11 protein-coding genes are annotated in these 14,257 nt (G+C 72.7%); 4 read left to right on the forward strand and 7 right to left on the reverse strand.

Annotation, left to right across the window (positions count from 1 at the left end; genetic code table 11):
• Positions 1-168 precede the first annotated feature (168 nt).
• Positions 169-1,170, reverse strand: a complete 1,002-nt coding sequence (locus tag BS72_RS02780) for an ABC transporter ATP-binding protein (protein WP_037906092.1) — start codon at positions 1,168-1,170, stop codon at positions 169-171.
• A 277-nt stretch (positions 1,171-1,447) separates the two neighbouring features.
• Complete coding sequence (locus tag BS72_RS02785; protein ID WP_037906093.1) at positions 1,448-2,668, reverse strand: NYN domain-containing protein; 1,221 nt, start codon at positions 2,666-2,668, stop codon at positions 1,448-1,450.
• Between the two features lie 229 nt (positions 2,669-2,897).
• On the opposite strand from BS72_RS02785, the gene BS72_RS36250 reads away from it, so the two are divergent.
• The gene (locus BS72_RS36250; protein WP_157856134.1) at positions 2,898-3,074 is read left to right on the forward strand and encodes a hypothetical protein; all 177 of its coding nucleotides are present in this window, start codon (positions 2,898-2,900) and stop codon (positions 3,072-3,074) included.
• Between the two features lie 148 nt (positions 3,075-3,222).
• On the opposite strand, the gene dnaE is transcribed toward BS72_RS36250, so the two are convergent.
• On the reverse strand, positions 3,223-6,777 hold the full coding sequence (gene dnaE / locus BS72_RS02790; protein WP_037906094.1) for a DNA polymerase III subunit alpha: 3,555 nt from the start codon (positions 6,775-6,777) through the stop codon (positions 3,223-3,225).
• 317 nt (positions 6,778-7,094) lie between these two features.
• On the opposite strand from dnaE, the gene BS72_RS02795 reads away from it, so the two are divergent.
• A complete protein-coding gene (locus BS72_RS02795) occupies positions 7,095-7,799 on the forward strand; it encodes a hypothetical protein (protein WP_037906095.1) in 705 nt (234 codons plus the stop codon).
• Positions 7,800-7,928: 129 nt separating this feature from the next.
• Complete coding sequence (locus BS72_RS02800) at positions 7,929-8,726, forward strand: thioredoxin domain-containing protein (protein ID WP_037906096.1); 798 nt, start codon at positions 7,929-7,931, stop codon at positions 8,724-8,726.
• Positions 8,727-8,781: 55 nt separating this feature from the next.
• On the opposite strand, the gene BS72_RS02805 is transcribed toward BS72_RS02800, so the two are convergent.
• A complete protein-coding gene (locus BS72_RS02805; protein ID WP_037906097.1) occupies positions 8,782-9,357 on the reverse strand; it encodes a dienelactone hydrolase family protein in 576 nt (191 codons plus the stop codon).
• Between the two features lie 329 nt (positions 9,358-9,686).
• On the opposite strand from BS72_RS02805, the gene BS72_RS02810 reads away from it, so the two are divergent.
• Positions 9,687-10,892: a mechanosensitive ion channel family protein gene (locus tag BS72_RS02810; protein WP_078901074.1), complete on the forward strand. Its 1,206-nt coding sequence runs from the start codon at positions 9,687-9,689 to the stop codon at positions 10,890-10,892.
• 72 nt (positions 10,893-10,964) lie between these two features.
• Here the strand turns inward: BS72_RS02810 and BS72_RS02815 are convergent, their stop codons facing one another.
• From BS72_RS02815 to BS72_RS02825, 3 genes are all read right to left on the reverse strand, one after another.
• The gene (locus tag BS72_RS02815) at positions 10,965-12,557 is read right to left on the reverse strand and encodes a Na+/H+ antiporter (RefSeq protein ID WP_037906099.1); all 1,593 of its coding nucleotides are present in this window, start codon (positions 12,555-12,557) and stop codon (positions 10,965-10,967) included.
• A gap of 289 nt (positions 12,558-12,846) precedes the next feature.
• Positions 12,847-13,317: a GNAT family N-acetyltransferase gene (locus BS72_RS02820; protein WP_037906100.1), complete on the reverse strand. Its 471-nt coding sequence runs from the start codon at positions 13,315-13,317 to the stop codon at positions 12,847-12,849.
• The gene (locus BS72_RS02825) at positions 13,314-14,255 is read right to left on the reverse strand and encodes an RluA family pseudouridine synthase (RefSeq protein WP_037906102.1); all 942 of its coding nucleotides are present in this window, start codon (positions 14,253-14,255) and stop codon (positions 13,314-13,316) included. Before BS72_RS02825 ends, BS72_RS02820 begins: the two co-directional genes overlap by 4 nt.
• Between the last annotated feature and the right edge of the window lie 2 nt (positions 14,256-14,257).

Consider the following 14,257-nt stretch of genomic DNA (forward strand, 5'->3'; position numbering starts at 1 on the left):
GTGGTCGTCCCGGCCGTGGTCGCGCCGGCCGTCCGCGCCGGGGATGCCGGCCCCGCCAGCGTACGCGGGGGCCCGCCGGCCGGCACCGGAACGGTGGCGGGCACGAGGGCGGACCGCGGGGCGGGGGCGGACCGCCCTCGGGGGCGCCGCTCCGGCGGAGCGCGCGGGTCACACCTTCACCAGGCCCTCGCCGCTGCCGCCGAGTGCCAGGTAGACGTCCTCCAGGCTGGGCGTCGCCAGCGTGAAGTCGTCCAGCGCGGCGAAGGCCGGGCCGCCGGTGACCTCGGCGACGGCGGCGCGGGCCCGGTCCTGCGGCAGCCGCAGCGTCCAGCGGCGCCCGGAGACCTCGGCGTCGGGGCGCAGCGCGGCGATGCCCGGCAGGTGGGTCGGCGGCTCGTCGCGCCAGACCAGGTCCAGCCGCACCTCGTCCGCGACGAGGGCGCGCAGGCCGACGGGGGTGTCGCAGGCGATCACCCGGCCCCGGTCGAGGACGGCGACCCGGTCCAGCACGGTCTCGGCCTCGATGACGTTGTGGGTGACCAGGATGACGGTGGCGCCCTGTTCGGCCCGGCGGCGGTCGACGGCGGCCCACACCGCGCGGCGGGCCACCGGGTCCATGCCAGTGGTGGGCTCGTCGAGGATGAGCACCGGTCGCGGGCCGGTCAGCGCGGCGGCGAAGCAGGCGAGGCGGCGCTGGCCGCCGGACAGGCGCTTGAGGGGGCGGCCGGCGATGGGGGCCAGGCCCAGCTCGTCGAGGACGTCGTCGCGGGCGGCGCGGGCGGCGGCCCGGTCCAGGCCGCGCAGCAGGCCGGTGGTCTCGGCGGCGAGGGCGACGGTCAGCTCGTCCAGCGCGGTGGACTCCTGGCCGAGGTAGCCGATGAGCCGGGCGGCCCGCTCCGGGTGGCGGACGAGGTCGTGGCCGAGCAGCTCGATGGTGCCGGCGTCCGGGCGGAGCAGGCCGGTGAGCTGGCGGACCAGGGTGCTCTTGCCGGCGCCGTTGGGGCCGAGGATGCCGAAGAGCTCGCCGGCGCGGATATCGAGGTCGATGCCGTCGTTGGCGCGGACCGCCGGGGTGCCGGCGCCGCGTCGGCCGCGGGTGGCGGGGTAGGCGCGGACGAGGCCGCGGACGCGGCAGGCGGTTGCCGCGCTTCCCTCTCTACCCGTACTCACAGCCCCTGAGAGTACCCCTCCTGCCTGGCTCTCCCCGGCTGGCCCCGCCTGCTCCGGGCACGGCCGGGGGCGGGCCCGCGGGACGGACCGTTCGGGCGGTCCGGCACGGCGGGTTCCGGCGGTTCCGGGCGGGGCTCCCGGCGGGTTCCGGCGGGGGCGGGCGCGGCCCGGCGACGGGGCCGGCCGGTACGCGGCAGGCCCGGGGCCCGAGCCGACCCGGCCACCGGCCCCGCCACGGCCGGACTCCCCCGCGGACTCCCACGGCTTCCGGCCGGGGTCAGTCGGCGGAGAGGGCCGAGCTGAACTCCCGCCAGAACCCCGCCCGGATGGCGTAGCGGTCGTCCTCGTCGATCTGGTCGTCCTTGTGCGCCAGCAGCCCGAAACGGGCGGCGTACCGCAGCAGCTCGCCGTCGATCCGGTGCGGCACCCGCGGGTAGTGGGCCGACAGCTGCTGGCGCAGGCCGGAGTCGCCGACCCGGGCGATCCAGCGGCGGGCGAAGACCTGTCCCACCTCGAACGGGTCCCCGCTGACGGCCGTGATGTCGGCCTCGCGGTCGGCCCAGCGCTGCTCGGCCGTGGTGACCTGGGCCAGCGTCGGCAGCCCGCTGACATCGTCCTGGTCGGCGCCGGGCCGGTCGCTCCACCCCTTGTCGGAGGACCACCGCAGGGTGCTCGGCGCGGGCGGCGGCGAGGGCGGCGGCACCGCGTGGTTGCGGCCGAGGTCGGCCAGGTCCTTCGGGGTGGGCACCCCCTTGCCGGGGTGCGGTTCGGGCTCGGCGGGCTCCCGCTGCTCCGTGCCGTCGCCGCGGTCGGGCTCGGCCTGGCGGTCGGGCGCGGCGGGACGGTCGGGCGCGGCCGGGCGGTCGGCCGCGGCCGGTTCGGGCAGCGGGGCGGAGAGGATCGCCGCGATCTCCGGCTTCGGCTCGTGCGGGGCGCAGGCCCCCGGCAGCTCCCGGGCGCTGATCGCGGCGGTGATCCAGGCCCGGTCCAGCACCCGCCGTTCGTCGGCCTCGGCCACCAGGTCCTCGGACTGGTTGTAGTCGCCGTCCGCGGCCTGCACGGCCCACAGGTGGACGGCGACGCCGTGCTCCTTGGCCGACATCATCCCGGGCAGCAGGTCGCCGTCCCCGGTGACGAGCACGATGTCGGAGCAGGCCCGGTTGCGGGCGAGCTCGGACAGCTCGGCGTGCATGGCCGCGTCGACGCCCTTCTGCGCCCACCTGCCGTCCGTTCGGGTGAGGGCGCCGAGCCGTACGGTGACCCTCGGCATCACCCGCAGCCGGCGGTGCTCGGGTTGCGGAACCCGGTCGGGGGCTCCGTCGAACCAGTAGATCCGCAGCAGCGGCTGGCCCGTCTCCCGTTCGGCGCGTTCGCGCAGGCCGGCGACCACGGCGGTGTGGTCGACGATGATGCGGGAGCGGGACGGTTCACCCGCGAGCAGGCTCGCCGCTGCGCCCAGCAGGTAGCCGGCGTCCACCAGGACGACGCAGCGGTCCATCATGCACCTCTTCCGATCGCCCCCCGGCTCGGACGCCCCCTGAGTTCCTCCCGAGTGTGCCCGAACGGGCGGGGGTTTATGACTCCGAACGCGATCTTCGGCGTGGCGATCTTTCACGGTCCGGCACTCGGCACTTCCCCAACTGCCCGAAATGCGCGCTTCGTCCTCCCGTGCAACTCTGATCTCGGCCCCCATCGGCCAACAATCCCCCCACTAGGAAGGCACGATCGTGGCTAAGAACCGCAACCAGAACCGCCAGCAGCAGCGCGACCAGCGCGACCGCCGCTCGGAGTCGGCCGCGGAGGCCCCCGAGCGCGGCTCCGCCGCCACGATCGCCGAGGAGCGCGTGATGCCGTCCGCGACCCAGCACACGCGCAAGCAGCAGAAGAAGTTCGGCCACAACTGATCGCGCCGCGCGCGTGGTTCATGAGGCGGGGGTGCCCCTTCCGGGGCGCCCCCGCTTCGCGTTCACGGCGACCGCGGCGGGTCGGTGACCGCCTCCGGTGAACCCGGCGCGTCCGGTGAACCCCGGTGCCGGCAGGCGGCCGACGCCGTCAGCTCGCCTGCTGGGAGGCGGTGGCCAGGCAGGCCGGCCCGAGCAGCGCCTTGAGGTCGCCGAAGAGGGACGGGTCGGCGTTCACGCGGTGCCGGTCCAGCCGCAGCACCGTGGTGGTGCGGGCGCCCTGGAGCCGTACCCGCACCTCGGTGTTGCCCTTGTGGCTCTCCAGGACCTCGCCGAGCCGGGCCACCAGCGGCGGGGTGACCTTCACCGTCGGGATGGAGATCATCACCGGCGCGTTGGCCCCCATGTCCGAGAGGTCGGGCGCCTGGAGCTCCATCGCGACCAGCCGCGGCACGTCCTCCCGCTTGTCCAGCCGGCCCTTGACGAAGACCACCGCGTCCTCGACGAGTTGGGTGGACACCAGCTGGTAGGTGGCGGGGAAGAACATGCAGTCCACCGAACCCGCCAGGTCCTCGACGGTGGCGATGGCCCAGGCGTTGCCCTGCTTGGTCATCTTGCGCTGGAGGCCGGAGATGATGCCGCCGATGGTGACGATGGAGCCGTCGGAGTAGTCGTTGGCGAGCGCCGCGATCGAGGCGTCCGCCTTGTCGTTGAGGATGTGCTCGATACCGAAGAGCGGGTGGTCGGAGACGTACAGGCCGAGCATCTCGCGCTCCTGGGCGAGCAGGTACGCCTTGTCCCACTCGATGTCGGAGAAGACCACGTCCATCCCGAACGCCGGGGTGTCCGCGTCCTCGTCGCCCATGCCGCCGAAGAGGTCGAACTGCCCCTCGGCCTCCTTCCGCTTGACCTGCACCACGTTGTCGATCATCGACTCGAAGTGCTCGGTCAGACCGCGCCGGGTGTGGTTCATCGCGTCGAACGCGCCGGCCTTGATCAGCGACTCGACGGTCCGCTTGTTGCAGACCACCACCTCGACCTTGTCCAGGAAGTCCGGGAAGGAGCCGTAGCGGCCCTTGGAACGACGGCACTTGACCACGGAGTCCACGACGTTGGCGCCGACGTTGCGCACCGCGGTGAGGCCGAAGACGATCGTGTCGTCGCCGCGCGGGGTGAAGTTGGCGTTGGACTCGTTCACGTCCGGGGGCAGCACCTTGATGCCCATCCGGCGGCACTCGTTGAGGTAGAGCGCCATCTTGTCCTTGTCGTCCTTCACGGACGTGAGCAGGCCCGCCATGTACTCGGCCGGGTAGTTGGCCTTGAGGTAGGCGGTCCAGTAGGAGACCAGGCCGTAGGCGGCGGAGTGGGCCTTGTTGAAGGCGTATCCGGCGAAGGGCACCAGCACGTCCCACACGGCCTGGATGGCCTGGTCGGAGTAGCCGCGCTCGCGCATGCCGGCCTGGAAGGGGATGAACTCCTTGTCCAGGACCTCCTTCTTCTTCTTGCCCATCGCGCGGCGGAGCAGGTCGGCCTGGCCCAGCGAGTAGCCGGCGAGCACCTGGGCGGCCTTCTGCACCTGCTCCTGGTACACGATGAGGCCGTAGGTGATGTCCAGGACCTCCCGGAGCGGCTCCTCCAGCTCCGGGTGGATGGGCGTGATGTCCTGCTGCTTGTTCTTGCGCAGCGCGTAGTTGATGTGGGAGTTCATGCCCATCGGGCCGGGCCGGTACAGCGCGGAGACGGCGGAGATGTCCTCGAAGTTGTCGGGCTTCATCATCCGCAGCAGCGAGCGCATCGGGCCGCCGTCGAACTGGAAGACGCCGAGGGTGTCGCCGCGGCTGAGCAGCGCGTAGGTGGCCGGGTCGTCCAGCGGCAGCGACAGCAGGTCGATGTCGATGTCCTTGTTGGCCTTGATGGACTTGACCGCGTCGTCCATGATCGTCAGGTTGCGCAGGCCGAGGAAGTCCATCTTCAGCAGGCCGAGCGACTCGCAGCTCGGGTAGTCCCACTGCGTGACGACCGCGCCGTCGTTCTTCGGCGAGAAGATCGGCACGTGGTCCAGGAGCGACTCCGAGGACATGATCACACCGGCAGCGTGCACGCCCATCTGCCGGACCAGGCCCTCGATGCCGCGGGCGGAGTCGATCACCTTGGTGACGTCCGGCTCGTTCTCGTACATCGCCCGGACCTCGGCGGCCTCGCTGTACCGGGGGTGGTCCTTGTCGGTGATGCCGGACAGCGGGATGCCCTTGCCGAGCACGTCGGCGGGCATGGCCTTGGTGACCCGGTCGCCCATGGAGAACGGGTAGCCCAGCACCCGGGCGGAGTCCTTGATCGCGGCCTTGGCCTTGATGGTGCCGTAGGTGGCGATCTGGGCGACCTTGTCGGAGCCGTACTTCTCCGTCACGTACCGGATGACCTCGCCGCGCCTGCGCTCGTCGAAGTCGATGTCGACGTCGGGCATGGAGACGCGCTCGGGGTTGAGGAACCGCTCGAAGATCAGGCCGTGCGGCACCGGGTCGAGGTCGGTGATGCGCATCGCGTAGGCGACGATGGAGCCGGCCGCGGAGCCTCGGCCGGGGCCGACCGCGATGCCGTTGTCCTTGGCCCACTTGATGAAGTCGGCGACGACGAGGAAGTAGCCGGGGAACCCCATCTGGATGATGGTGTCCATCTCGTACTCGGCGAGCTTCTGCCGGTCCTCCGGGACGCCGCCGGGGTACCGGAAGGCCATGCCGCGGGCGACCTCCTCGCGGAACCAGGTGATCTCGGTGTAGCCCTCCGGCACGTCGAACCTGGGCATCAGGTTCTTCGGCTCGAACATGCCCGAGATGTCGACCCGGTCGGCGATCAGCAGCTGGGAGTTGCGGCAGCCCTGCTGCCAGGCGTCGGAGGAGTCGATCGCGTACATCTCGGCGGCCGACTTCAGGTAGTAGCCGGAGCCGTCGAACTTGAACCGGTCCGGGTCCGACATGTTGGAGCCGGTCTGGATGCACAGCAGGGTGTCGTGCGCCGACGCCTCCTGCGCGTACGTGTAGTGCGAGTCGTTGGTGACGACGAAGGGCGCGTCCAGCTTGCGGGAGATCTCCATCAGGCCGTCGCGGGCACGGCGGTCGATGTCGATGCCGTGGTCCATGATCTCGACGAAGAAGTTCTCCTTGCCGAAGATGTCCTGGTACTCCGAGGCGGCCTTGAGCGCCTCGTCCATCTGCCCCAGGCGGATGCGGGTGGAGATCTCGCCGGACGGGCAGCCGGTGGTGCCCATCAGGCCCTCGGCGTACTCGCTGAGCAGCTCGCGGTCCATGCGGGGCTTGCGGAAGTAGCCCTCGAAGGAGGCGCGGGACTGGGCGCGGAAGAGGTTGTGCAGGCCGGTGTTGTTCCGGGCCCAGATCGTCATGTGGGTGTAGGCGCCGGCGCCGGAGACGTCGTCGTTCTTCTGGTGCGGGGCACCCCACTTGACCGGCTTGTTGTACCGCCGCGACTCCGGCGCCAGGTACGCCTCGATGCCCATGACGGGGGTCACACCGGCGGCCTTGGCCTGGTGGAAGAAGTCGTACGAGCCGTGCAGGTTGCCGTGGTCGGTGATCGCCACGTGTGACATGTCCATCTCGTTGCACGCCTTGAACATGTCCTTCAGCCGTGCCGCTCCGTCCAGCAGCGAGTACTGGGTGTGGACGTGCAGGTGGGCGAACGGCTGGTCGGTCACGGGAGCGACACCTCCGGCTTGCTCGGGTCGAATGGGCGGCGTCGTGAAGTCTACGACCGGGCTCCGACAGCGCGTGACCTGCGCCTGGAGCCTGTGGACGACCCCCGGCGGCGAGGCGGAGCCCCTGCGGAGCGGTGCGGTGGACCCTCACCGGCACCCGCCGCCCACGGCACCCGCCGACCCGGTCGCCGGAAGCCCGCCGCACGGGCGGGAAGGACACGTGGGAGGGTTTCGCCGGCCCGCGCCCGCGATATCCCGGCCGGATCTTTAGCCCACTGATACACCCGTTCGTGGCACACTCTGTCCCCATGGAGAGCATGGGTGGAATACGCCCGCGGCTGAGGGCGGTGCGCGCCGCCCTGTTCGCCGCTGTCTGCGTCACGCTCTCCTCCACCTCCCACGTGCTCATGGCGCACCGGCCGCTGCCGCTGCCGGTGGTGGCCACCGCCCTGGTCGCGGTGTTCGCCGTGGCCTACGCGCTCGGCGGCCGCCGGGAGCGCGGCTTCTGGTCCATCGCCGGGACGCTGGTGCCCACGGAGCTGGCGGTGGACACCGTCTTCACCTCCGGCCAGCGGTCCTGCTACGGACCGTCCGGCGGTCCGGTCACCGGCTCCTGGCGCTCGCTGCACGAGGCCGTGGTCTGCCACGGCGGCCAGGTCGGCGGGCGGCTGCCGGCCCTCTCCACGTCGGACGCGACCCGGCACGTCACCGCGCAGGTGACCCAGGCCACCGTCTCCGCCCAGCCGTGGCTGCTGCTCGCCGCCCACGTGGTGGTGGGGCTGCTGGCCTCCTGGTGGCTGCGCCGCGGCGAGGCCGCCCTGCACCGCGTGCTGCGGGCCGTCGCCGCCGTCGCCTTCCGGCCGCTGCTGCTCGCCGCCGCGGCCGCCCGGGCCGCCCTCGACGGCGTCGCCCGCGGGGTCCGGCCGGCCACCGCCCACCCGGCGGCGGGCGCCCTGGCCGCGCTGCCGCTGCTGCACTCCGTCGTACGCCGCGGGCCGCCCGCGGGGCTCGCCGCCGCCTGACACCCCTGCCGGCTCGCCGGGCCGCCGCCTCGCGGCGCCCCCCGCCCGGCCGTGCCATGGCGCCGCGGCTCCTCCCCCGCCCCCGCAGACCACGTGCGTGCGCACGTACCCATCACGGAGACCCACCTCATGAGCAGCAGGAACAGCAAGACCGCCAAGGCGGCCGCCCGCGAGCGGCTGCGCGCCCAGCGCGAGAAGGAGCAGAAGCGCGCCAAGGTCCGCCGCCAGGTGTTCGTCGGCGTCGGCGTGGTGGTGGTCCTGGCCGCCGCCGCGGGCATAGCGGTGGCCGTCAACAACGCCAACAAGCCCAGCTACTGGTCGGCCGCGGCCAAGGACAAGCTCGTGGTGCCGGCCCACGCGTCCGGCAAGAACGGCACGACGATCATCGTCGGCGACGCGAAGAACAAGAACGTCCTCCACGAGTACGAGGACCTGCGCTGCCCGGTCTGCGCCGCGTACGAGCAGGAGTCCGGCGCGGCGGTGCTCAAGGGCGCCCAGGACGGCAAGTACCAGATCGACTACACCCTCGGCACCTTCCTCGACGACGCCAACCCGGGTGACGGCTCGAAGAAGGCGCTCAGCGCGGCGGGTGCGGCGCTCAACGTCTCCACGGAGGCGTTCGAGCAGTTCCACACGCTGATCTACTCGAAGAAGTACCACCCGGACGAGAACGTCGACAAGCTCGACGACGTCAGCTACCTGCTCAAGGTCGCCGACCAGGTGCCCGCGCTGAAGGGGAACACCAAGTTCTCCGACGCGGTGAAGAAGGGCACCTTCGACAAGTGGGCGCTGACCATGTCGAACGCGTTCAACAGCAGCGGCGTCAACCAGACGCCGACGGTCAAGCTCAACGGCAAGGACCTGAGCGTCGTCAGCGTCCCCTCGGCGACGGTCATGTCCACGATCGAGGCCGGCCTCACGAAGTAGCGGCGGAACGGCGCGGCCCCTCCCGCTCCTGGGAGGGGCCGCGCCGTGCCACGGGCTACAGCTCCTGGAGGAAGTCCAGCGCGACCGCCCACGTCCGCTCGGCGGCCTGGGCGTCGTAGTCGGGCAGCTCGGGGTCGGTGTACAGGTGCCCGGCGCCGCGGTAGCGGTGCACCTCGACCTCGGCGCCGGCCCTGCGCATCCGCAGGTACCAGGCGTTCAGCCAGTCGTCGGGCTCGAAGGGGTCGGGCTCGGCCACGTGCAGCTGGACGGGGATCTCGGTGGCGGCGTCGTCGGCGATGTCCGACGTGCCGTGGAGCAGCAGCAGGCCGCGGGCCTTCTCGTCGCCCAGGGCCAGGTTCTGGGCGATCGAGCCGCCCAGCGAGAAGCCGGCGTAGACCAGCCCCGCCTCGGAGTGCGGCGCGGCCGCGGTCACGCCCCGGCGCAGCAGCTCGTCCCGCCCGATCTCCTCGCGGATGGCCAGGCCCTCCTCGATGGTCTCCGCCGTCCGCCCGTCGTACAGGTCCGGGACGTGCACCTCGTACCCCGCCCCGCGCAGCCGGTCGGCGGCGGAGTGCACGGCGGGCCGCAGGCCGTAGGCGGAGTGCAGCAGCAGGATTGTCGGAAGAGTCACAGGTGGGCCTTCGGTCGCGGGGCTCGGATTACCCGTCCATGGTGCCAGGCTGGAAGGCTGGTCCCGCGCAGCGGAAGCGGCGGACCAGCGGCCACGCGGCCAAGGGGTGCCCGGGGAGTCCAGGGAGTTCAGGGACGTCCAGGGAGCGCCCGCCGGCCGTGCGGGCCCCTCGTCCGCCGTGTGCTCCCCGCCGTGGCGGCAGTGGCAGGCGCGGGCGCCGGCCACGCGTCCCCGGCAGAGGGCGGGGGTATGCGCGACGAGAGCCCCGGAGCACGACGAGTGCCCGGGGCGTCACCAGGAAGTGGGAAGTGGAAGGAGTCCGCGTGAGCATGGAGGACGTACTGCGTCCGGCTGTCGTGATCGGCGGTTCCGTCCTGCTGACGGTCCTCCTCGGCTGGATCGGCGACCGGACGCTGCGCTCGGCCGACGCCCGCCATCCCGAGACACCGCTCTGGGACCAGCTGCGCCGGTGCCGGCTGCCCGCACAGGTGGTGCTCTGCTCGGCGCTGCTGCGCGGCGCCTACCGGACCGCGCACGTCGAGAACGAGCACACGGTCGCCCTCGGCCGGCTGCTCACGCTGGTGCTCATCGCCGCGTCCGCGTGGCTGGTGGTGCGGGTGGCCGCCGCGGTCATCGACTCGTCCTACGCCCGCTACGCCGCGACCTCGCACAGCGTGCCGAAGATCCGCCGGCTGCGCACCCAGCTGACGCTGATCCAGCGGGTGTTCACCGCGATCATCGGGGTGATCTCGGTCGCCTCCATGCTCTTCACCTTCCCGGAGATGCGGGCGGTGGGCGCCTCGATGCTGGCCTCGGCCGGCCTGATCGGCATCGTCGCCGGTGTGGCCGCCCAGGCCACCCTCAGCAACCTCTTCGCGGGGCTCCAGATCGCGTTCGGCGACGTGGTGCGGATCGGCGACACGGTCGTGGTCGACGGCGAGTGGGGCGAGGTCGAGGAGATCACCCTCACGTACCTGAGCGTGCGCACCTGGGACGAACGGCGGATCACGATGCCGGTGTCGTACTTCACCAGCAAGCCGTTCGAGAACTGGTCGCGCGGCGATCCGCGGATGACCGGCACGGTGCTGCTGCACCTCGACCACTCCGCGCCGGTGGACCTGATGCGCAAGCGGCTGCTGGAGATCCTGGAGCAGAGCAGCGAGTGGGACCACCGGGCGTGGGGCCTGGTGGTGTTCGACTCCACCCCGACCACCATCCAGGTGCGCGCGCTGGCCACCGCCAAGGACTCCGGGGACATCTTCAACCTGCGCTGCATCGTCCGGGAGCAGCTGATCGACTGGCTGCGCTGCGAGCACCCGTACGCGCTCCCCCGCATCCCCACCGCGCCGGCGCCCGGCCAGGGCGAGGAACCCGACCGGGTGCCGCAGGCGCCCCCGCAGCGCCAGCACCTCGGCCCCGGGCCCGGCCACCGCGGCCACCACGCGAGCCACCAGGGGCAGCGCGGCCACCACGCGGGCGGCGGCACGGCGTCCGGCGCGGACGGCCTGACCACCGGGGACCCGGGCGGCCGCTGAGGCGCGGCCGCTGACCGGCTCCCCCGGGGCGGGCCGCTCCGGTGCCCGGGCCCGGGGCTCGCCCGAGGGCGTTCACACCTGGCGCAGGGAGCGCAGGTCGAGGTGGCGCAGCACGCGGTCGACGATCTCCGGGTCGGCGCCGGGCTCGCTGCGCGCGGACAGGATCTCGTGGCGGGCGGCGGAGAGCATGTCCTCCTGGATGCGGCGCAGTTCGCTCAGCCGGTGGGAGCGCCGGGCCAGGCTCTGCCGCCGCTCGTCGTCCATGATGTCCGGCGAGATGCGCGCGCCGAGGTCGACCGCCCGCAGGTGCAGCATCTCGGCCAGCTCCTCGTCCACCTCCTGCTCGGACTCGATCTCCCGCAGCCGCTGCCGGGCCGCCTTCATCGCCCGCAGCGCGAGGGACCGTTCCTGCGCGTGCTCGTGGTCGGTGTCGCCGGTCACGCCGAGCCGCAGGACCAGCCAGGGCAGCGTGAGGCCCTGTATCACCAGGGTGACCAGCACCACCACGAAGGCGATGAAGAGGAGCTCGGAGCGGGCCGGGAAGTCGGCTCCGGAGTCGGTGTGGAGCGGGATCGCCAGCGCCAGCGCCACCGAGGCCACGCCGCGCATCCCGGCCCACCACATGGTGACGGTCTCCCGCCACGTCATCGGGATGTCCTCGTCGATGTCGCGCAGCCGGTGCAGCCGCCGGGCCACCCACGCGGCCGGCAGCAGGTAGACCAGCCGCACCCCGACGACCACGGCGACCACCAGCCAGGCGTGCCCCAGCATCGCCCCCCAGTGGCCGCTGCCGACGTCGAAGACGGTGTGCACCTCCAGGCCGATCAGGCCGAACGCGACCCCGGTGACGAGGGTGTCGACGATCTCCCAGAAGGTGTTCCCGGCCAGCCGGGCCGTGACGTCGTCGGCCTCGAAGGCGTGCTCGGCCAGGAACAGCGCCGAGGTGAGCACCGCGAGCACGCCGGAGCCGTGCAGTTCCTCGGCGATGACGTACGAGGCGAACGGCACCAGCAGCGACAGGCCGACCTGGAGGGTGGCGTCGCCGACCACGCCCATCAGCTTGTTGGCGCCCCAGCCGAGGAGCAGTCCGATGGCCACCGCGACGACGGCGGAGAGCACGAACTCCAGCAGCGCGTGCGGCACCGAGAAGTGCCCGGAGACGGCGGCGGCGATCGCCACGTGGTAGATGACGATGGCGGTGACGTCGTTGAAGAGCCCCTCGCCCTCCAGGATGGAGATCATCCGCCGGGGGAGGCCGAGGCTGCCCGCCACGGCGGTGGCGGCGACCGGGTCCGGCGGCGCGACGAGGGCGCCGAGCGAGAACGCCGCGGCCAGCGTGACGGCGGGTACGACCGTGTGGGCGACGAAGGCCACCGCGATGGTGGTGACGAAGACCAGGGCCACCGCGAGCAGGAAGATCGGCCGCCAGTTGGCGGCGAACTGCCGCCAGGAGGTGCGCTGGACGGCGGCGTACAGCAGCGGCGGCAGGAGCAGCGGAAGGATCAGGTCCGGGTCGATCTGGATGTCCGGCACCTGCGGGATGAGCGCGAGGACGGCACCGAAGATCGTCATGAGCACCGGCGCGGGCAGCCCGATCCGGTCGCCCACCGGCACCATGACGATGGCGGCCAGCAGCAGCGCGAAGAACAAGGCGAGCTGATCCACAAGCGCCAGGGTGTCAGACCATCCCGGCCGTCCCGGGGATCGCCACGGCGGGCGGTGCCCCGGCCCCCGCCGGTCCGAACGGGCGGCCGGAGGGCCCCGCGCGGACGGGAACACGGCACGGGGGGCGGAGGCGGGCCGGCAGCAGGGCGGGCGGGCCGGAGGCGGGCAGGAAGCAGCTCCGCACCCGATCAGTACCGATCACCACAGCCCAGCCCAGCCGGCCCGGACCAGCCCCGATCGGAACCGGGCCGGAAGGGACCAGGGCCGAGTCGGAGACGGTCGGAACCGGTCAGAACCGGTGGGTCATCGCCTGGTGCGGGATACCGACGTCCAGGAACTCCGGGCCGTGCGCGGTGTAGCCGAGCCGCTCGTAGAAGGGGATCGCGTGGGTCTGGGCCTCCAGGTGGACGCCGCGCAGGCCCCGTCGGCGTGCCTCGTCCTCCAGGGCGCGCACCAGCCGGCTGCCGGTACCGTTCCGCCGGCCCTCCGGCAGCACGGCCAGCCGGCCGAGGACGGCCAGCTCGGGGTCGCCGCCGTTCTTGGCCGCGGCGTCGGCGCCGGTCAGCAGCCGCCCGGTGCCCGCGCCCTCGGCCAGGACGTGCACGGCCCGGACGTCCTTCTCGTCGAACTCCAGCTCCGCGGGGACCCGCTGCTCGACGACGAAGACGCGGTGGCGGATGGCGTGCACCTGCGCCATGCCGGCCTCGTCGGCGGGGTCGACCACGCGCACCGTCGAGGAGGGCGGGACGGCGGCGGTCACCGGCTCTCCTCGCGGACGGCGTCCAGGGCGTGCTGGAGATCGTCCGGGTACTCGCTGGTGAACTCGACCCACTCGCCGTCTCCCGGGTGCTGGAAGCCGAGGCGGACGGCGTGCAGCCACTGCCGGGTCAGGCCGAGGCGGCGGGCGAGCGTCGGGTCGGCGCCGTAGGTGAGGTCGCCGACGCAGGGGTGGCGGTGCGCGGACATGTGCACCCGGATCTGGTGGGTGCGGCCGGTCTCCAGCTTGATGTCGAGCAGGCTGGCCGAGCGGAACGCCTCCTCCAGGTCGTAGTGGGTGACGGAGGGCTTGCCCTCGGCGGTGACCGCCCACTTGTAGTCGTGCTGGGGGTGGCGGCCGATGGGCGCGTCGATGGTGCCGCTGAGCGGGTCCGGGTGGCCCTGGACCAGGGCGTGGTACCGCTTCTCGACGGTGCGCTCGCGGAACTGCTGCTTGAGCGAGGTGTAGGCGCGCTCCGACTTGGCCACCACCATCAGCCCGGAGGTGCCGACGTCCAGCCGGTGGACGATGCCCTGGCGCTCGGCGGCGCCGGAGGTGGACACCCGGTAGCCGGCGGCGGCCAGGCCGCCGATCACGGTGGTGCCGGTCCAGCCGGGGCTGGGGTGGGCGGCGACACCGACGGGCTTGACGACGACGACCACGTCGGCGTCGTCGTGGACGATCACCATGCCCTCGACCGGCTCCGCCACGACCCGCACCGGGGCGGCGGGGGCGGGCATCTCCACTTCGAGCCAGGCGCCGCCGCGCACCCGCTCGGACTTTCCGGCGGCCGCCCCGTCGATGGAGACCTTCCCGGCGGCGGCCAGTTCCGCGGCTTTGGTCCGCGAGAAACCGAACATGCGGGCGATGGCGGCGTCGACGCGCTCACCTTCGAGCCCATCGGGAACGGGCAGGGAGCGGACCTCGGGAAGCGTACTCACCC

The organism is Actinacidiphila yeochonensis CN732 (assembly GCF_000745345.1).
Lineage (GTDB): Bacteria > Actinomycetota > Actinomycetes > Streptomycetales > Streptomycetaceae > Actinacidiphila > Actinacidiphila yeochonensis.

Excerpts from the sequence above, each read along its gene's own strand:
- BS72_RS02785 (WP_037906093.1), bottom strand. The coding sequence starts at position 2,668 with ATGGACCGCTGCGTCGTCCTGGTGGACGCCGGCTACCTGCTGGGCGCA.
- BS72_RS02795 (WP_037906095.1), top strand. The coding sequence starts at position 7,095 with ATGGGTGGAATACGCCCGCGGCTGAGGGCGGTGCGCGCCGCCCTGTTC.
- BS72_RS02810 (WP_078901074.1), top strand. The coding sequence starts at position 9,687 with ATGGAGGACGTACTGCGTCCGGCTGTCGTGATCGGCGGTTCCGTCCTG.
- BS72_RS02800 (WP_037906096.1), top strand. The coding sequence starts at position 7,929 with ATGAGCAGCAGGAACAGCAAGACCGCCAAGGCGGCCGCCCGCGAGCGG.